Here is an 18,186-nt window from a genome sequence, read left to right as displayed (position 1 = left end):
GCCGGCCCCCGTCATCGACGTCACCGACCGAAAGGCCCTCTGTGTCCCCGACCCCCGGCACCCCCGCCCGCGTCACCGCGGTCGACACCTACGACATCCGCTTCCCCACCTCGCGCGAGCTCGACGGCTCCGACGCGATGAACCCGGACCCCGACTACTCGGCGGCGTACGTCGTCCTGCGCACCGACGCGGCCGACGGGCACGAGGGGCACGGCTTCACCTTCACCATCGGGCGGGGCAACGAGGTGCAGGTCGCCGCGATCGAGGCACTGCGCGGCCATGTCGTCGGCCGGTCCGTCGACGAGCTGTGCGCCGACCCGGGGACCCTCAACCGCGACCTGATCGGCGACAGCCAACTGCGCTGGCTCGGCCCCGAGAAGGGCGTGATGCACATGGCGATCGGCGCGGTCATGAACGCCGTGTGGGACCTCGCCGCCAAGCGTGCCGCCAAGCCGCTGTGGCGGCTCCTCGCCGACGCCGACCCGGAGTGGATCGTCCGCCAGATCGACTTCCGGTACATCGGCGACGCCCTCACCCCCGAGGAGGCGCTGCACCTCCTGCGCCGGGGCCGGGAGGGACGGGAGGAGCGCGCGGCCCGGCTGCTGGAGCGCGGGTACCCCGCCTACACCACCTCCGCGGGCTGGCTCGGCTACGACGACGCCAAGCTCACCCGGCTCGCCGCGGAGGCCGTCGCCGACGGCTTCCGGCAGATCAAGCTGAAAGTGGGCGCCGACCTGGAGGACGACGTACGGCGCTGCCGTGTCGCCCGTTCGGTCGTCGGGCCGGACATCCGCATGGCCATCGACGCCAACCAGCGCTGGGACGTGGCCGAGGCGATCCGCTGGACCAAGGCGCTCGCCGAGTTCGACCCCTACTGGATCGAGGAGCCCACCAGCCCCGACGACGTCCTCGGCCACGCGGCGATCCGCGAGGCCGTCGCCCCGGTGAAGGTGGCCACCGGCGAGCACGTGCAGAACCGGGTCGTCTTCAAGCAGCTCCTCCAGGCCGGCGCCGTCGACGTCGTCCAGATCGACGCCGCCCGCGTCGGCGGCGTCAACGAGAACCTCGCCGTCCTGCTGCTCGCCGCCAAGTTCGGCGTGCCGGTGTGCCCGCACGCGGGCGGCGTCGGCCTGTGCGAACTCGTCCAGCACCTGTCGATGTACGACTACGTGGCGGTCACCGGGACCACCGAGGACCGCGTCATCGAGTACGTCGACCATCTGCACGACCACTTCCTCGACCCGGTGGTGATCAGGGAGGGTCACTACACGGCACCCACCGCGCCGGGGTTCTCGGCCGCCATGCGGCCCGAGTCGATCGCGCGGTACACGTTCCCGGACGGCGCCTTCTGGGCCGCCGACCTCCAGACGCAGCAGAAGGGGCACACGGCATGAGCGACTTCGAGGGTCTCAAGGCGCTGGTGACGGGAGGCGCCTCCGGCATCGGCCGGGCCACCGCCGAACTCCTCGCCTCGCGCGGTGCCCAGGTCGCCGTACTCGACCTCGACCCGTCGTCGGTGGAGAAGCCACTGCTCGCCTACCGCGCCGACGTGACCGACGACACCTCCGTGCGCTGGGCCGTGTCCGCCGCCGTGGAGCGCCTCGGCGGACTGGACGTGCTCGTCAACAACGCCGGCATCGGCGCCCAGGGCACCGTCGAGGACAACGACGACGCCGAATGGCAGCGGGTCATGGACGTCAACGTCGTCGGCATGGTGCGGGTCGCCCGGGCGGCCCTGCCGCACCTGCGCCGGTCGTCGCACGCGGCGATCGTGAACACCTGCTCCATCGCGGCCACGGCCGGACTTCCGCAGCGGGCGCTGTACAGCGCGACCAAGGGTGCCGTGTACTCCCTCACCCTCGCCATGGCCGCCGACCACGTCCGCGAGGGCATCCGCGTCAACTGCGTCAACCCCGGCACGGCCGACACCCCCTGGGTCGGCCGCCTGCTCGACGCCGCCGACGACCCGGCCGCCGAACGGGCCGCACTGGAAGCCCGCCAGCCCACCGGACGGCTCGTCTCGGCCGCCGAGGTCGCGGGCGCCATCGCCTACCTGGCGAGCCCGCTCTCCGGCGCCACCACCGGCACCGCCCTCGCCGTCGACGGCGGCATGCAGGGCCTGCGCCTGCGGCCGGTGAGCCGGTGAGGCGGCTCGGCGGCAGCGGCGTCGAGGTCAGCGCCCTGTCCTTCGGCGCCGCCGGCATCGGCAACCTCTACACCGAGGTCGGCGAGGAGCAGGCGTACGAGGCGGTGCACGCCGCCTGGCAGCGGGGCATCCGCTACTTCGACACGGCACCGCACTACGGCCTCGGCCTGTCGGAACGTCGCCTGGGCGCGGCCCTGCGCGAACGCCCCCGCGACCGGTACGCCGTCTCGACGAAGGTGGGCCGCCGCCTGGAACCCTCGGACGAGGGCGGCGACGACCTCGCGAACGGCTTCGCCGTGCCCGCCACGCACCGCCGCGTCTGGGACTTCAGCGAGGACGGCGTGCGGCGCACCCTGGAGTCGAGCCTCGAACGGCTCGGCCTCGACCGCGTCGACGTCGTCTACCTCCACGACCCCGACGACCACGCCGAGTGGGCCTTCCGCGAGGGCTACCCGGCGCTGGAGAAGCTCCGCTCGGAGGGCGTCGTCGGCGCGATCGGCGCCGGCATGAACCAGGCGGAGATGCTCACCCGCTTCGTCCACGACACCGACGTCGACGTGGTGCTGTGCGCCGGCCGCTACACGCTGCTCGACCAGCGGGCCCTGACCGAACTGCTGCCCGCCGCCCAGGCACGCGGTACGTCGGTCGTGATCGGCGGCGCCTTCAACTCCGGGCTCCTGGCGGATCCGAAGCCGGGCGCGACGTACAACTACGCCACCGCGTCACCCGAGTCGCTGCACCGCGCCCTGCGCCTGAAGTCCGTCGCCGACCGCCACGGCGTCACCCTGCGCGCCGCGGCCCTCGCCTTCTGCGCCGCCCACCCGGCGGTCGCGAGCGTCCTCGTCGGCGCCCGCTCGGCACACGAAGTGGTCGACGGCGCCCACCAGTTCGCGGCGCCTGTGCCCGCCGCCCTCTGGCAGGAGCTGCGCGACACCGGCCTCCTGCCGCCGGACGCCCCCGTCCCCGCCGAGGAGCAGTGATGAGAGTCGCCCTGCACACCAAGGTCCGCGCGGACCGCGTCGCCGAGTACGAGGCCGCCCACCGCGAAGTCCCGAGAGAACTCACGGACGCCATCCGGGCCGCCGGCGCCTCCTCCTGGACCATCTGGCGCAGCGGCACCGACCTCTTCCACGTCCTGGAGTGCGAGGACTACGGCCGTCTCCTCGCCGAGCTGGAGAAACTGCCGGTCAACGTGGCCTGGCAGGCCCGCATGGCCGAACTGCTGGACGTGGTGCACGACTACTCCGGCGCGGGCGCGGAGGCCGGCCTGCCCGTCGTGTGGGAGCTGCCGTGACGATCGTGGACGCCCACCACCACGTCTGGGACCTGTCGGTCCGGGACCAGGACTGGATCAGCGGGCCCGAACTCCAGCCGCTGCGACGGAACTTCACCGTGGCCGACCTCGCCTTCGAGGCTCGGGCCGCCGGAATCGGCCGTACGGTCCTCGTCCAGACCGTCACCGTGCCGGAGGAGACCCCCGAGTTCCTGGCCCTCGCCGCCGAGCACGAGCTGATCGCGGGCGTCGTCGGCTGGACCGACCTCACCCGCCCCGACGTCGCCGAGGAACTGGCCCGGCTGCGGGAGCTTCCCGGCGGGCGGTACCTCAAGGGCATCCGCCACCAGGTCCAGGGCGAGCCCGACCCGGAGTGGCTGCTGCGTGCGGACGTACGGCGCGGACTGGCCGCCGTGGCCGACGCCGGGCTGGTCTACGACCTGGTCGTGCTGCCGCACCAGTTGCCGGCCTGCGTCAAGGCCGCCGCGGACCACCCCGGCCTCACCTTCGTCCTGGACCACCTGGGCAAGCCCCCCATCGCCTCCGGGGAGCGAGAACCCTGGGAGACGTCCGTGCGCTCCCTGGCCGCACTTCCCAACACCGTCTGCAAGGTCTCCGGCATGGTCACCGAGGCCGACCTCGCCTCCTGGACGGTCGACGACCTGCGTCCGTACGCCGACGTGGTCCTGGACGCCTTCGGCCCGGACCGGCTGATGTTCGGCTCGGACTGGCCGGTGTGCACGCTGGCCGCGTCGTACGGGCACGTGCTCGCCGCGGCACGGGAGCTGACCGACCCGGACGATCGCACGCGGATCTTCGAAACCACCGCCACCCGCGTCTACGACCTCTGAGCCACCCCCGCCAGCCGGGTGGGCGGCAGATACTCCCGCACATACGTCCGCTCCCAGCACGCGCCCGTCTCCCGCAGCTCGGGCCAGGTCGTGTACCGGTAACGGAACAGGCGGGCGCGGATGTGACGCGGCGGCGCGTCCGCGGGGAACGGCGAGCGGCGCAGCAGCTTCAGCGTGTCGCGGTCGTTCTCCAGGAGCCGTTCCACCAGGGCGCCGAACCACGACCCGGCGTACGCGGGCGACAGCGCGGCGAACCACATCAGCCAGTCCAGCCGGAGGTGGTACGGCGCGAACTGCCGCGGCCAGCGCCGGGGATCGCCGGGCTTGCCCTTGAACTCGTACTCCCGCCACTCCGAGTCCTCCCGCGGCACGTCGTCGGCGGTGCCCTCGATCACCACCTCGTACCGGATCCTGCTCACGCTGCCGAACGCGCCGTAGGTGTTGACCAGATGGAGCGGGTCGAAGGAGCGGTTCATGACCTGGCGGCGGGAGATCATGTTGGCGACCGGGCGGTAGCTGAGGAACAACAGCAGCGCGGCGACCGCCAGGACCACGACCTCGTACCACAACGGCGCCTCCGGCACGGCCGGCGGATCGCTCGGGAACTCCACTGCCGACAGGGCCAGCACGATGGTGATCCAGTTGAGCCAGGAGAAGTTGCCCGACAGGACCAGCCACAGCTGGGTCACGATCATCAGGGCGGCGGCGGCCGTCGCGATCGGCTGCGGGGTGAACAGCACAAACGGCACGACGAGTTGCGTGACGTGGTTCGCGGCCACCTCGACCCGGTGCAGCGGCTTCGGCAGATGGTGGAAGAACCAGCTCAGCGGCCCCGGCATCGGCTGGGTCTCGTGGTGGTGGTCCAGGCAGGTGAGCTTGCGCCAGCAGGCGTCGCCGCGCATCTTGATCAGGCCCGCGCCGAACTCCACCCGGAACAGGATCCAGCGCAGCAGGAACAGCACCACGATCGGCGGCGCCACCTCGTCGTTGCCGAGGAAGACGGCGAGGAAGCCGACCTCCAGCAGCAGGGACTCCCAGCCGAACGCGTACCAGGTCTGGCCGACATTGACGATCGACAGATACAGCGCCCAGGGGATCAGCCACAGCAGCATGGCCCCCCACAGCGGCACCAGGGAGTCCAGCCCCGCCAGCAGCGCCGCCGACACGGCGCAGCCCGCCCAGGCGCAGACGGCGAAAAGCCGGTCCGAGTAGCGGAGCTGGAACAGGCTCGGCGCGGCCCTGAAGGGCACCCGTTCGACGAAACGCGGCACGGGCAGCATGCCGCGCTCGCCGATCAGCGCCCGGAACTGGAGGGCCGCCGCCAGGAACGCCACGAGATACACACCGGCCAGAGCCCGCTGGAAGACCAGCCGACTCGTCCAGTAGTCGGGCGCGATGAACCACTCCACGGCCGTGTGCTCCTCGTGTCCATTGTCGCGCCGGAGACGCGTGTGACTCTCCGTATATCACCTCTCCGCTTGCGTAACCCGAGTGAGTGAAACAGACAATGGTCGCGAACTGCCCGGAAACCGTCGGGAGGACGTGGTGCGGACATCCACCGGAGCCATCGTCACGGCCTGCGCGCTCTCGGCGGCGCTCATCGTCGCCGGCTGCGGCGGCAACGCGGTGAAGGGTGTGGAGAAGGGCATGGAATCGAGCGGAGAGGTCCTCCTCCAACCCGCGGCGGCCAAGGGGCCGGATCCCTTCACCGACTCCACGGCGACCACGGCGACCACGGCGACCACCGCGTCCCCGGTCACCCGAACGCCGCAACCGTCGCGATCGGGCCGGACCGGGCCGCAGTCCCTGTCCGGCGACACGCCCGGCCTCTACGGCGGCACCCGGGGTACCGGCAGTTGCGACGTGCGGCGGCAGATCGACCACCTCACCTCCGACCGGGGCAGGGCCCGCGCCTTCGCCCGCACCGCGGGCATCGCGCAGGACTCGATCCCCGGTCATCTGCGGAGCCTGACCTCGGTCGTGCTGCGTGCCGACACCCGAGTCACCAACCACGGGTTCCGCGACGGCCGCGCGACCGGCTACCAGTCCGTCCTTCAGGCGGGCACCGCCGTCCTCGTCGACAACCACGGTGTGCCGCGCGTCCGCTGCGCCTGCGGCAATCCGCTCACGCCGGCCGCCGACCTGCGAGGCGAGCCCGGCACGAGCGGCCGGCCCTGGTCCGGGTACCGGCCGGCCCAGGTGGTCGTGGTGGCTCCGACGACCCAGGTGATCACCGACATCACGATCATCGACGTCGCCGACCACACCTGGATCGAGCGGCCGACCGGCCATCGGGGGCACGACCGCGACCATGTCCTGCCGCGCCCGGAGCCGGCCGACCCGCCCCCGCACCCGCACCCGCACGACAGCGTCTCCGGCGCCTGGCCGGGGGAGGACGGCGGGGACGGCGGAGACGGCGGGGACGGCGGGGACGGCGGGGACGGCGGGGTCCCCACGGGCGAGGGCACGGGGCCGTCCGGCGGACCCACCTCCCCGTCCGACGAGCGCACCTCATCGAACGCGTCGCCGACCGACTGCGCGACCCCGACGGCCACCGTCACCCCGGGCGCCACGGACGACACGCTGACCGAGCACGCGTCGGACACCTCGGACACCTCGGACACCTCGGACACCTCGGACACCTCGGACACCTCGGACACCCCGAATACCCCGGACACGCCGAACACCGGCGCCACCCCCTGCCCGACGGCCACCGTCACGGCCCCGCCCGCGCCGACGGCCCCCGACCGCACCCCTCGGTCGCCCGGGGAGCCCAGCGCCCCCGACTCCGGGACCGCGCCGAAGTCGTCACCGAAGTCGTCCCCGAAGACCTCACCGAAGACCTCGCCGAGGACCTCCCTTGCCCCGCAGACCTCGGACAGCATCTTCGGCAGCCCCACCGACGTCTTCGCCGGCTGACCGAGCGGGTGGAGACAGACCGGGCGGACGCCGAGAACAGTTCTGTCGTCCCAGTCGAAGAATCCGGCAAATCCTGGCAAGGTGGCCCCATGGTTGATCGGGGAGCGAGCGCCCTGTCTCTCCCGGACGACTGGCCCGCCCACCCGGATCCGATCCTGGCGCTCAACCGCATGGGCAGCTTCGACTGGGACCTGGACAGCGGTCTGTTCCACATGGACGCCCAGGCCCACGAGGTCTTCGACCTGCGCCCCGACGAATTCGACGGCAACCCCGCGACGCTGGCGATCCGGGTGCCGCCACCGGAGGCCTACCGGCTGGACGGCCTGGTCTCCAAGGCGATGAAGGACGGCAGCGAGAACTACGGCGCCTACTTCCGCATCCGCTGCCGCGACGGCACCCTGCGCTGGACCCACACCCAGGGCTACATCCGCCGCGACGAGACGGGCCGCCCGCGCCGCATCATCGGCATCGTCCGCGACGCCACCGACGAACTCGCCGAGAGCGAGGAGCGGCGCGAGCAGGCGGCCGAGGACGAGGCACGCCGTCAGCAGACCAGCGTCGTCCAGCTCACCACGGCCGCCCTCGCCCACGCCCGCACCGTCCAGGACGTCATCGACGTCCTCAAGGACACCCACGGCATCACTCACCTCGGCGCCACCAGCCTGGTCATGGGCCTGGTCGAGGCCGGCCGCATCCGCCTGGTCGCCGAAGGCCCCGCGGGCAGCTTCGTGCCCGGGACCCTGGTCACCCGGATCGACGAGCAGTACCCGATGAGCGAGGTCGTCCGCACCCTCAGCCCGCGCTTCATCGAGTCGCCGGAGGAGTTCGCGGAGCGCTACCCGATCCTCTGGCCGCACATCACCGACCTCGACATCACGGCCGCCGCCTATCTGCCGCTGATCGCCCAGGCCCGCCCGATCGGCGCCATCGGCCTGCTCTACAGCGACCGCGACGGATTCTCCACCGAGGACCGCAACGTGCTCGTCGCCCTCGGCAGCAGCATCGCGCAGAGCCTTCAGCGGGCCATGCTCTACGAGCAGGAGAAGGACCTCGCCACCGGTCTCCAGCAGGCCATGCTGCCGCGCACCATCCCCAGCGTCCCCGGCGCCGACGTCGCCGTCCGCTACCGCGCGGCCGGTGCCGCGGGCTCCCTCGGCCGGGACATCGGCGGCGACTGGTACGACCTCATCCCGCTGCCCGGCGGCCGGGTCGGCGCCGTCATCGGCGACGTCCAGGGCCACGACACGCACGCCGCCGCCGTCATGGGCCAGCTGCGCATCGTCCTGCGCGCCTACGCCGCCGAAGGGCACACCCCGGCCACGGTGATGGCCCGCGCCTCCGTCTTCCTGCACGAACTGGACACCGACCGCTTCGCCACCTGCCTGTACGCGGAGGCCGACCTGTCCACCGGCGTCGTGCAGATGGTCCGGGCGGGCCACATCGACCCGCTGATCCGGGAGCCCGGCGGCGCCTGCCGTCGCGTCCCGGTCGAGGGCGGGCTGCCGCTCGGCCTGTCCGCGGAGTTCGGGCGGCTCGAGTATCCCGTCAGCACCATCGAGCTGGACTCCGACCACACCCTCCTGCTGTGCACCGACGGTTTGGTCGAACAGCCCGGCGTCGACCTGGACGACGGCATGCGGACCCTTACCGCGCTCATCGCCACCGGCCCGCACGACGTGTGGGACCTCGCCGACCGCCTCATCGACGTCGCCGAGGAACGCGGCGGCGACGACGACGTGGCCCTGCTCCTGCTGCGCCGCCGCGTCCCGGACGCCCCGCAGTCCGGCGGCCGCCTCCAGCAGCACGTCGCCCCCGGCGACCCCGAGGCCCTCACCGGAGCCCGGCACATGATCCGCGCCGCCGTGCGCGCCTGGGACGCCGCCGAACGGGCCGACGAGATCGAGCTGGTGGCCGACGAGCTGATCACCAACGCCCTCATGCACACGGAGGGATCCGCCATCGTGACCCTGCGGGTCCTCACCGGCTCCGAGCGCCGGCTGCGCGTCGAGGTCGAGGACTCCTCCAGCGCCCTGCCACGCCGCCGCGAGGCGGGCGAGTCGGGCGTCTCCGGCCGGGGTCTGCTCCTGGTCGACCTGCTCACGGACGTGTGGGGCGTGGAGGCCCGGGGCGGCGGCAAGGCGGTGTGGTGCGAGTTCGTCGTGCCGGAGCGGACCTGAGCACTCCGGTCCGCGGTGGCACTCTGGACGTATGCCGGAACTCCCCGAGGTCGAAGCGCTCAAGGACTTCCTGACCGAGAACCTGGTCGGCCACGAGATCGTCCGCGTCCTGCCCGTCGCGATCAGCGTCCTCAAGACGTACGAGCCCCCGGTCAGCGCCCTTGAGGGCCACGAGGTCACCGCCGTGCACCGCCACGGCAAGTTCCTCGACCTCGAGACGGCCGACGGCCCCCACCTGGTCACCCACCTCGCGCGGGCGGGCTGGCTCCACTGGAAGGACGAGCTCCCGAGCGGCATGCCCCGACCCGGCAAGGGCCCGCTCGCGCTGCGTGTGGCCCTGGAGACCGGAGCGGGCTTCGACCTCACGGAGGCGGGCACGCAGAAGCGCCTGGCGGTGTACCTGGTCCAGGACCCGGGGCAGGTCCCGGGCGTGGCCCGCCTGGGCCCGGACCCGCTCGCCGACGACTTCGACGAGCGGCGGTTCACGGCGCTGCTGAAGGACGAGCGCCGTCAGCTCAAGGGCGCCCTGCGCGACCAGAGCCTCGTCGCCGGGGTCGGCAACGCCTACAGCGACGAGATCCTGCACGCGGCCAGGATGTCCCCGTTCAAGCTGGCGTCGTCGCTGACACCCGAGGAGACGACGAGGCTGTACGAGGCCCTGCGGACGACCCTCACCGATGCGGTCGAGCGCTCGCGCGGTCTGGCGGCCGGACGCCTGAAGGCGGAGAAGAAAAGCGGCCTGCGCGTGCACGGCCGCACCGGCGAGCCCTGCCCGGTGTGCGGCGACACCGTCCGCGAGGTCTCCTTCAGCGACTCCTCGCTCCAGTACTGCCCGACGTGCCAGACGGGCGGGAAGCCGCTGGCGGACCGCAGACTCTCGCGGCTGCTGAAGTAGGGCCCGCGGGCGCACTCCCTCAGGACGGCCTACCGGGGCACGAGCGTCACCAGATGCTCCCCGCCCGACGTCCGCACCTCGTAGCGCACGATCTCGTCGCGGTGCATCGCCGAGGCGCCCCTCATGGTGTTCTCGCGGGCGTCGTGGTCGGCGGCGTGCCAGGTGGTCACGGTCTCCTCCGAGCCGTCCCGGCCGACGGCGACCAGATGGCAGGCACGCGGACCCGCGCCGTCCCTCACCTTCAGCTCCACCTGGCTGCCGTACGCCTCGTCCTCGGTGGTGACCTGCGCCCACACGCCCGAGCGGGCGTCGGTCGCCTGGACGATCTGTACGGTCCCCTCGTCGCCGCCCGCCATGATCGCGGCCGTGGGTCCGGCGAGGGCGAACACGACCGAGGCGGCCACGGCGTACAGCGTGCGCCGGCGCCGGGCGCGACGGCGGGCCGCCACGGAGTCGAGCAGCCGGTTCAGCAGCTGCGGGCCGGGCTGGGCCATGGGGTGCACGAACCGGGGCGTGGCCCGCCGGTACAGCATCAACTGGCGGGTGACGGGCCCGAACTCGGTCACGTGTGCCGCGCAGCGCGGGCACTCCATGAGGTGGTCCTCGAAGCGGAACGCCTCCGCCTCGTTCAGCACGCCGAGCGCGTACGCGGCGACGTCGCGATGCCTCTCCAGGGACCTCATGCCGAATCCTCGTGCCGTTGGGTGTGGGGTGGGTTACTCCTTGCGCCCACTGGTACGCACCAGACAGTGGAATCACTCAAGCCCGGCACCGAATCGCAACCAAAGGATTCGGAGCGGTCGGCACCGAGGATTGGTCCGAGGCGAAAAGAACTTAAAAAAGATGGATGGCGAGGTGCCCGAGCGGCAGCCCGAGCTGCCACGCCGGGGTCCACACCTTCGGTCCCTCGTCCTCACCGACCAGCGCCCCGCCGCCCGGCACCGCGTTCAGATCGGGTGCGAGCAGCTCGGTCTCCTGCAGCCAGCGCCAGGCCGCCTCGGCCAACTCCAGGTCGGGTGCGGGCCCGCCGGCCTCGACCGCCTCCGCCGCCAGACCCGCCATGCGCTCGCGCACCCACTCCTGCCACGGCTGGTCGTACGCCGTCAGCGACAGCCAGGTCTCCAGCTGGGAGACGACCCGGATGCCGGAGAGCTCGCCGTCGGTGTCGGACAGGAAGATGGTCAGCGCCAAAGCGTCGCGCCCGGCACGGAACTCGAAGGACGTCGGCGGCATCAGGTCGCCGGTGCGCAGCAGCTCGTCGGCGATGTACTCGGCGTACAACCACGCCATGGGGACGGTCAGTTCACCGCCGCCTGCGCCGTCCGTGCTCTCTTGACCTCTGTGCAGCATCCCTTCCTGCCTTCCTCCGGTGAGTGCGTCGCCCGACCCGGGGCCCTCGGGCCCTGGGGCCCGATCGGGAACACGGATGAGGACAGCCGATTACTCAACCGGTGTCTTGGCAAGGCGCTTTACGGAGGCTTGACTCAGCCATTGGTTTCACCGCAGGTCGGCCGCGTATCCCGGAAGCACCCTGCGCAGGGCGCGCAGCGCGTAGTAAGCGCGGGACTTCACGGTACCGGGGGGGATCCCCAGTGTTTCCGCGGCTTCGGCAACACTCGCCCCTTGGAAGTACACGAGCACCAGAACTTCACGGTGCTCCGGAGTGAGTGTCTTCACAGCCTCGCGCACATCGAGCATCTCCGCGGCCCGCTCGGCATGGTCGGAGATCACGCGCGCGTTCTCCAGGATCGCGTCCCCGACCTCCGGCGGCCGTGCCTGCCGGGCGCGCCGCGCGTCGATCGCGAGCCGCCGCCCGACCGTCATGAGCCAGGGCCGTACGGACTCGAAGTCGGCCGCGCGCAGCGCCTCGGGGTGCTGCCAGGCGCGCACCAGCGTCTCCTGCACGAGGTCCTCGGCGCGCTGCCGGTCGCCGTCGCAGAGCCGGAGCAGGAGCGCGAAGAGGGGCCGGCCGTGCTCGCGCTGCAGTGCGGCGAGCTCGTGCTCGGCGGTCGTCGTCCCGTTCGTCAGGGTGGTTCCGGCCGTCATGGCCGTATGGCATCGCAGGCGGCTGTTGGGGGACAGAGCACGCACACGGATCTGCGGCGGACGGTCGATCGCGTCGGCGAACGGTTCGACGAACGGTTCGTTCCGCCTCTGGCGGTGGTTGAACGGTCCCTTCCGCCTGTGGTGGTGCGCGGACGGGCTAACAGAAGTGGCCGGATTGTTTGCGGGCAAGTCCAGATTCATACCTATTGGTGGGTAAATAAGACCACTCGGGGTGAGTTGATGATTGCACGCAGTCGACTTGCGGCCCTCGCTCTGACGGCCGCCCTCGCCGCAGGCGCCGCCTGCCAGGCCAACAACCACAAGGGCCCGGGACAGTCGGGCTCCTCCGCCGGTCCCCGCGGCTTCACGCTCGTCGCCTCCGGCGACATCCTCCCGCACACCTCGGTCATCGACCGCGCGCGCTACGACGCGGGTGGCTCCGGCTACGACTTCCGCGCGATGTTCGACGGCGTCAAACCCGTCGTCTCCCGCGCCGATCTGGCGCTGTGCCACATGGAGACCGTCTACGGCGCGGACGGCCAGTACACCGGCTACCCCACCTTCAAGTCCCCGCCGGAGGTGGCCCGCGGCGTCGCCGCCACCGGCTACGACGGCTGCTCCACCGCCTCCAACCACAGCCTCGACGACGGCGCCGCCGGCATCCTGCGCACCCTGAACGCCCTCGACGAGGCGCGCGTACGGCACGCGGGAACGGCCCGCACCCAAGGCGAGGCCCGTGCCGTGACGGTGCTGCGTGCCGGTGCGGCCAAGGTGGCGCACCTCGCGTACACGTACGGCGTCAACGGCTTCCCGCTGCCACCGGGGCAGCCCTGGGCGGTCAACCTCATCGACGAGGACAAGATCGTGGCGGACGCCCGCGCCGCCCGGAAGGGCGGCGCCGACGTGGTCGTCGTCTCGCTGCACTGGGGCACCGAATGGCAGGACGACCCCGACGACCAGCAGCTGACCCTCGCCCGCTCGCTCACCGGCTCCCGCACCGGCGAGCGCCCCGACATCGACCTGATCCTCGGCACCCACGCCCACGTCCCGCAGGCGTACGAGAAGGTCAACGGCACCTGGGTGATCTACGGCATGGGCGACCAGGTCGCCGGGGCGATGTACAACCACCAGGGCGTGCAGGACCCACGCGGCAACCAGTCCACCCTCGGCCGCTTCACCTTCGCCCCGCCCGAGCGGCCGGGCGGGCGCTGGGAGGTGAAGAAGGCCGAGTTCATTCCCCAGCTGTTCGACATCGACGCCGGCCGTGTGGTCAACGTCAACCGCGCCATCGCCAAGGGCGCCGAGCTGAGCGGCGTACGGGACCGGATCCGGGACGTGGTGCTCAGCAGGGGCGCGGCGGAGGACGGGCTGGTGATGGGGGAGTAGAGGAGCCGGGGGGAGTAGGGCGAGGGGCAGGCACGCCTCAGCCGGCGTCGACGTGGTGGAGGAGTCCGAGCAACTCGACGGGCGGGAAGGCCGCGGGCTTCCTACAGTCGGAACATGAGTGCCGCCGCGGAGGCCGCCCCGGTGAAGGACACCCCGGGCCGGATACGGCCGCCCGGGAACGCCCTGCTCAGCAGGGTGCCGGAGGCATTCGCGACCTTCTTCGGCGCCCTCGGACCGCTCTGCGACACCGAGACCGAACGCGGCTTCTCCATGGCCCCCGACCACCTCGGGAACCCGGCCGACGGCGACTGCCTCCTCGTGGAGGCCCTCGGCGGGGACGGCGGGCTGCTCGCCCTGCTGTCCTTCGTGCCCTGGGGCAAGGACTGCTTTTCCCTGGACCTGATGCGCCGTGACCGCGCCGCCCCCCCAACGGCGTCATGGAGTCCATGGTCGCCGAACTGCGCGCGGCGGCCCCGAAGACGGGCATCCGCAGGATCTCCCTGAACTTCGCCGTGTTCCGCTCGGTCTTGGAGGAGGGCGCCCGTATCGGCGCCGGACCGGTGCCGCGGCTGTGGCGGCGCCTGCTGCTGTTCTTCTCCAAGTGGTGGCGACTGGAGGCCCTGTACCGCTCCAACGCCAAGTACCAGCCGCACTGGTTCCCGCGCTTCCTCTGCTACGGCGAGGCCGCCTCCCTCGCCCGTATCGGCCTCGCCTCCGCCATCGCCGAGGGATTCGTCTCCGTACCGTCACTGCGCAAACTCCGCAGAAAGGGGCACCCGAGGAACGGACCGCGTCCCGCGACCACCGAGGCACTGCCCTCGCTGGCGGCGCTCGGCCTCGAAGGAGGGGACGAGGCCGGGGCGGTCGGACCGGATGCGGGCCTGCCCGAGCAGGTCCGCATCCGGCACCGCACCCTCGACCGGCTGCGCGCGGACGGCCTGGACCCCTACCCGGTGGGCATCCCGCCCCGCACCCACGCACTCGCCGACGTCCGCGCCGGCGAGCAGGTCACCGTCGCCGGCCGGATCCTGCTCGTACGCGACCTTCGGCGGCATCGTCTTCGCCGTGCTGCGCGACTGGTCCGGCGACCACCAACTCGCCCTCACCCGCAAGGACTCCGGCGCCGCCCTCGACCGCTTCGCCGCCGACACCGGCATCGGCCTGGCCGACGTCAGCGACAAGGGCGAACCCACCGTCTGGCGATCCGCGAGAGCCTGCCGTTCCCGCCGGTACGACGCTGCTGACTCCTCGTCATGAGTGCCATGCCCCACGGCCGGCCCGGCCGCCACCGGAGCTGGTCCGGTCGGGCGTTTTCCTGCCGCCGTCCCGGTGCCGCCGTGGTGCGCCGGTCCCTGCCCGGGCGACTGATGATTCATGACGAAGGATCAGTCGCTCACGCGACGCCGCGCGCTGCTCGCCGGTGCCGCCGCCGTCGGAGCGGCCGGCACCGCCGGACTGCTCAGGACGGTCGCGGGCGAGGAGCCGATCCGGCCCGCCGCCCCGGCCGCGGGCCCGCAGGCGCACCGCGCGCTCAAGCCCTCCGCCTACCGCCTCCAGCCCCTGACGGGGTACGGTCCGCCCCGCGCGGCGCCCCGCCGGGCCCTCGTACGGCGCAAACCGTTCCTGCGCGTGTCCGGACGGGGCCGGACCATGGTGCTGACCTTCGACGACGGACCCGACGCCCGCTACACCCCGTACATCCTGGACACCCTGCGCGAGTACGACGTCCGCGCCATGTTCTTCGTGTGCGGCGAGATGGTCGCCGACAACAAGGACCTCGTGGCCCGGATGGCCGACGAGGGCCATGTCGTCGGCAACCACACCTGGTCCCATCCACTGCTCACCCGTCTCAGCCGCGCCCGGATCCGGGCCGAGATGGAGCGCACCAGCGACATCGTCGAGGAGACGTACGGCGAACGCCCCCTCTGGTTCCGCGCCCCCTACGGCGCCTGGAACCGCGCCGCCTTCCAACTCGGCGCCGAACTCGGCATGGAACCACTGGCCTGGACCGTCGACACCCTCGACTGGACCGCCCCCGGCACCCGCACGATCGTCGACCGCGTCGAGCACGGCGCCGCCCCCGGCGTCGTGGTGCTCTCGCACGACGCCGGGGGCGACCGCTCCCAGAGCGTGCGGGCACTGCGCCTCTATCTGCCGCAGCTGCTGGACTCCGGATACTTCCTCACCGTTCCGGAACGGAAGTAGACCTGACGGGAGCGGACATACATTGCGGCCTTCGCCGGCCCGTCGAGAAACGCTCAGTGCACCTCGACCAGGCTGGCGAAAGCGACGACATTCCCGTCATAGCCGTTCTGCTGGGAGAAACCGCCGCCACAGGTGATGACCCGCAATTCGGCACTTCCTTTCGACGCGTAAACCCGGTCACCGGGGAAGTTGTTCTTCTCGAACATCTCCACACCGTAGACCTCGAAAACGGCCGTCTTTCCGTCCTGGCGGACGACCTCGACGCGATTTCCCCGGCCGAGCGATCCGAGCCCGTAGAAAACGGCGGGGCCCTGATGGTTGTCGACATGGCCGACGACCACCGCGGTGCCCTTCTCGCCGGGGGACACGGACCCGGTGAACCAACCCGCCAGGTTCGGGTCCTCCGGGGGCGGCGCGCCGATCCAGCCGTCCATGTCCAGGCCGACCGGGATGATCGGCGCGTCGACCTGGATCCCGGGGATCCTGACCCGTTCCGGCATGGCGTACGGCAGCGGCTGCGCGGTCGCGGCGAAGACGGCGCCGGGCACCCGGCTGTCCGCGGCGGCCGCCGAGGCGGGTCGCGGCGGTCCCGCGTCGAACTCCCCCGAGCCGTTGCGAATGAGCGCGAGACCGGTCAGCAGAACAAGCGCTATCACGCCCCAAGGAGCATGCTTCTTGCGCCGCTCCTCCTCTTCGGCCTGCTCGGACCCATACATTCGACTTCCCCTCTCGACGCGGCCGTCGCCACGTCAATCGCGCATACGAAAACGCTAAGTCCCGCGCGCGGAACCGGCGACGGGGCGGATGCGAACGGGTGGCCCCACTTCGGTGGGTGCGCCATCCGAGTTGCCGTCGACAGGAAAATTCTGACGGTCCGTGACCTGCGGCAATATCGGATTGTGGGCTCATCGGTCGGCGTGTCCTCTCACCAGGACGGACCATCGCCGAAATGCGGCTTCACGCAGGGCGTCTGAGGGTCTTTCTGGGAGGCGCTTTCTCGCCGATCGACCGGGGACGGTTCCCGGGGCGTCTTCCGCGGAGGATCACATGCGTACTACTCGTGCCCTGGCGGCCGCTGCCACCGCGGTCGCCGCTCTCGGCCTCGCCGCCCCGGCGGCGGCAGCGCGGGACGGCATGCACGTCGGCCCGAGCAACATCGTCGCCCTGCCCAGCGTCATCGCGCGCGGCGGGCAGCTGACCATCACCGTCGACGGCTGCCCGAAGGGCGGCACCGCGACCTCGGACGCGTTCCGGCCCACCCGGCTCACCCCGGTCGGCGGCAGCACGGCCAAGGGCACCGCGACGATCGACCGCCACGCGAGGCCGGGTGCGCACAGCATCACGGTCCACTGCGACGGCGCCGGCCGGCCCTTGACGCACCCCAACGCCTTCACCGTCATCGGCGGTGTCCAGGGCGGTCTCGGCGGCAGCACCTCCACAGGGGCGACGCCGACCGACATGGCCATCGGGGCCGGGCTCATCGCCGTGGCCGTCGTCGGTGGTGGCGTGTTCTGGATGCGGCGGCGCGCGGAGAAGCGGATCTGAACGGCTGCCCTTCCCAGACAGACAGGTCGCACGTTCGCAGATCTTCGCCCCGGCCCCCCTGAGAGGGGATCCGGGGCGAAGGGCTGTACGGGCGGCGGCCGTCCGAGTCAGCCGCCGTCCTCACTCTCGTGACGCCGCGAGAGGTGGTACGCCGTCCCGAGCGAGGCCGTGATGAGCGCGGCGCCCAGGCCGATGTGCTTCAGGTTCAGCTCGGCCAGGCTGCCCCCCTCGCCCGCCTGCACACCGTGCTGCCGATAGTCGGGCACCGGGCTGACGTGCCGGCCGCCGGCGATGGTGAGGTCGACGTCCTGCCAGAACGTGCCACAGTGGAACGACACCTCGTACACCGCGCCCGGCTTGGCGTCCCAGTCGACCTTGGCCCTGGCCGTCGTATGCCCCCGGGGGATGATGATCGTGTCGAAGACGCCCGAGGACACGCTCACACTCTTCTCGCAGCCGGTCGCGCGCAGCGTGACCTTGCCACCGGGCGCGATGGTGGAGGGCAGCACATCGACCCGGAAGCCATGGGACTCGCCGCTCGCCTGGGCGGCGGGGGTGGTCATGACCAGGGCGCTGAGGCCCAGCAGTGCGGCCGAGGCAACGCGTATCGCGCGCATGGTGTTTTCCTCCGGGTCCCCGAGGAGCAGCTGCGGACCTTCTTCCGCTTGTGCCGGACATGCACCTCGATGATCCGAACGCTAGAAAGACGCGCACACCCGCGCGATCGCTGTCGTGCGAATGGG

Annotated in this window: 17 protein-coding genes and 1 pseudogene; 12 read left to right on the top strand and 6 right to left on the bottom strand. The window is 71.9% G+C overall.

Features of this window, described 5'->3' with window-relative positions; all coding sequences use genetic code 11:
- The first annotated feature begins 41 nt into the window (after positions 1 to 41).
- From ABZ078_RS25905 to ABZ078_RS25885, 5 genes are read left to right on the top strand one after another with little or no spacing between them, the layout of a single operon-like run.
- Positions 42 to 1,394: an L-fuconate dehydratase gene (locus ABZ078_RS25905; RefSeq protein WP_356578907.1), complete on the top strand. Its 1,353-nt coding sequence runs from the start codon at positions 42 to 44 to the stop codon at positions 1,392 to 1,394.
- A complete protein-coding gene (locus tag ABZ078_RS25900; RefSeq protein ID WP_356578905.1) occupies positions 1,391 to 2,146 on the top strand; it encodes an SDR family oxidoreductase in 756 nt (251 codons plus the stop codon). Before ABZ078_RS25905 ends, ABZ078_RS25900 begins: the two co-directional genes overlap by 4 nt.
- Positions 2,143 to 3,126: an aldo/keto reductase gene (locus ABZ078_RS25895; protein WP_356578903.1), complete on the top strand. Its 984-nt coding sequence runs from the start codon at positions 2,143 to 2,145 to the stop codon at positions 3,124 to 3,126. Before ABZ078_RS25900 ends, ABZ078_RS25895 begins: the two co-directional genes overlap by 4 nt.
- Positions 3,126 to 3,440, top strand: a complete 315-nt coding sequence (locus ABZ078_RS25890; RefSeq protein WP_356578901.1) for an L-rhamnose mutarotase — start codon at positions 3,126 to 3,128, stop codon at positions 3,438 to 3,440. Before ABZ078_RS25895 ends, ABZ078_RS25890 begins: the two co-directional genes overlap by 1 nt.
- Positions 3,437 to 4,270 carry an amidohydrolase family protein gene (locus tag ABZ078_RS25885; protein ID WP_356578899.1) on the top strand — a complete coding sequence of 278 codons (834 nt, stop codon included), beginning with the start codon at positions 3,437 to 3,439 and terminating at the stop codon, positions 4,268 to 4,270. Before ABZ078_RS25890 ends, ABZ078_RS25885 begins: the two co-directional genes overlap by 4 nt.
- On the opposite strand, the gene ABZ078_RS25880 is transcribed toward ABZ078_RS25885, so the two are convergent.
- Positions 4,258 to 5,679 carry a lipase maturation factor family protein gene (locus tag ABZ078_RS25880; RefSeq protein ID WP_356578898.1) on the bottom strand — a complete coding sequence of 474 codons (1,422 nt, stop codon included), beginning with the start codon at positions 5,677 to 5,679 and terminating at the stop codon, positions 4,258 to 4,260. The genes ABZ078_RS25885 and ABZ078_RS25880 overlap by 13 nt on opposite strands.
- 136 nt (positions 5,680 to 5,815) lie before the next feature.
- Between ABZ078_RS25880 and ABZ078_RS25875 the strand changes: the two genes are divergently transcribed.
- From ABZ078_RS25875 to ABZ078_RS25865, 3 genes are all read left to right on the top strand, one after another.
- Positions 5,816 to 7,189 carry a DUF6777 domain-containing protein gene (locus ABZ078_RS25875; RefSeq protein WP_356578896.1) on the top strand — a complete coding sequence of 458 codons (1,374 nt, stop codon included), beginning with the start codon at positions 5,816 to 5,818 and terminating at the stop codon, positions 7,187 to 7,189.
- An 89-nt stretch (positions 7,190 to 7,278) separates the two neighbouring features.
- Positions 7,279 to 9,366, top strand: coding sequence for a SpoIIE family protein phosphatase (locus ABZ078_RS25870; RefSeq protein WP_356578894.1), 2,088 nt, complete (start codon positions 7,279 to 7,281; stop codon positions 9,364 to 9,366).
- 31 nt (positions 9,367 to 9,397) lie between these two features.
- Complete coding sequence (locus ABZ078_RS25865; protein WP_356578892.1) at positions 9,398 to 10,261, top strand: DNA-formamidopyrimidine glycosylase family protein; 864 nt, start codon at positions 9,398 to 9,400, stop codon at positions 10,259 to 10,261.
- Positions 10,262 to 10,290: 29 nt separating this feature from the next.
- On the opposite strand, the gene ABZ078_RS25860 is transcribed toward ABZ078_RS25865, so the two are convergent.
- From ABZ078_RS25860 to ABZ078_RS25850, 3 genes are all read right to left on the bottom strand, one after another.
- Complete coding sequence (locus ABZ078_RS25860; RefSeq protein WP_356578890.1) at positions 10,291 to 10,944, bottom strand: zf-HC2 domain-containing protein; 654 nt, start codon at positions 10,942 to 10,944, stop codon at positions 10,291 to 10,293.
- Positions 10,945 to 11,095: 151 nt separating this feature from the next.
- Entirely contained in the window at positions 11,096 to 11,611 is a 516-nt protein-coding gene (locus tag ABZ078_RS25855) for a hypothetical protein (protein WP_356578888.1), read from the bottom strand.
- 147 nt (positions 11,612 to 11,758) lie between these two features.
- Positions 11,759 to 12,307 (bottom strand): sigma-70 family RNA polymerase sigma factor, encoded by a 549-nt coding sequence (locus tag ABZ078_RS25850; protein ID WP_356578886.1) that lies wholly within the window; start codon positions 12,305 to 12,307, stop codon positions 11,759 to 11,761.
- A 240-nt stretch (positions 12,308 to 12,547) separates the two neighbouring features.
- Between ABZ078_RS25850 and ABZ078_RS25845 the strand changes: the two genes are divergently transcribed.
- From ABZ078_RS25845 to ABZ078_RS25835, 3 genes and pseudogenes are all read left to right on the top strand, one after another.
- A complete protein-coding gene (locus tag ABZ078_RS25845; protein WP_356578885.1) occupies positions 12,548 to 13,693 on the top strand; it encodes a CapA family protein in 1,146 nt (381 codons plus the stop codon).
- A 243-nt stretch (positions 13,694 to 13,936) separates the two neighbouring features.
- Positions 13,937 to 14,842 (top strand): annotated as a pseudogene (locus tag ABZ078_RS25840) (phosphatidylglycerol lysyltransferase domain-containing protein); the annotation flags it as partial.
- A 225-nt stretch (positions 14,843 to 15,067) separates the two neighbouring features.
- Complete coding sequence (locus ABZ078_RS25835; RefSeq protein ID WP_356578883.1) at positions 15,068 to 15,898, top strand: polysaccharide deacetylase family protein; 831 nt, start codon at positions 15,068 to 15,070, stop codon at positions 15,896 to 15,898.
- 53 nt (positions 15,899 to 15,951) lie between these two features.
- On the opposite strand, the gene ABZ078_RS25830 is transcribed toward ABZ078_RS25835, so the two are convergent.
- A complete protein-coding gene (locus ABZ078_RS25830) occupies positions 15,952 to 16,614 on the bottom strand; it encodes a class F sortase (protein WP_356578882.1) in 663 nt (220 codons plus the stop codon).
- Positions 16,615 to 16,945: 331 nt separating this feature from the next.
- Here ABZ078_RS25830 and ABZ078_RS25825 point away from each other — a divergent pair, with 331 nt between their 5' ends.
- Positions 16,946 to 17,443: a hypothetical protein gene (locus ABZ078_RS25825; protein WP_356578880.1), complete on the top strand. Its 498-nt coding sequence runs from the start codon at positions 16,946 to 16,948 to the stop codon at positions 17,441 to 17,443.
- A 107-nt stretch (positions 17,444 to 17,550) separates the two neighbouring features.
- Here the strand turns inward: ABZ078_RS25825 and ABZ078_RS25820 are convergent, their stop codons facing one another.
- Positions 17,551 to 18,060, bottom strand: a complete 510-nt coding sequence (locus tag ABZ078_RS25820; protein WP_356578878.1) for a hypothetical protein — start codon at positions 18,058 to 18,060, stop codon at positions 17,551 to 17,553.
- Between the last annotated feature and the right edge of the window lie 126 nt (positions 18,061 to 18,186).

This window comes from Streptomyces sp. NPDC006385, from assembly GCF_040612485.1.
Classification (GTDB): Bacteria; Actinomycetota; Actinomycetes; order Streptomycetales; family Streptomycetaceae; genus Streptomyces.
The sequence above is the reverse complement of the archived record's forward strand: the minus strand, read 5'-3'. Positions and strand labels throughout refer to the sequence as shown.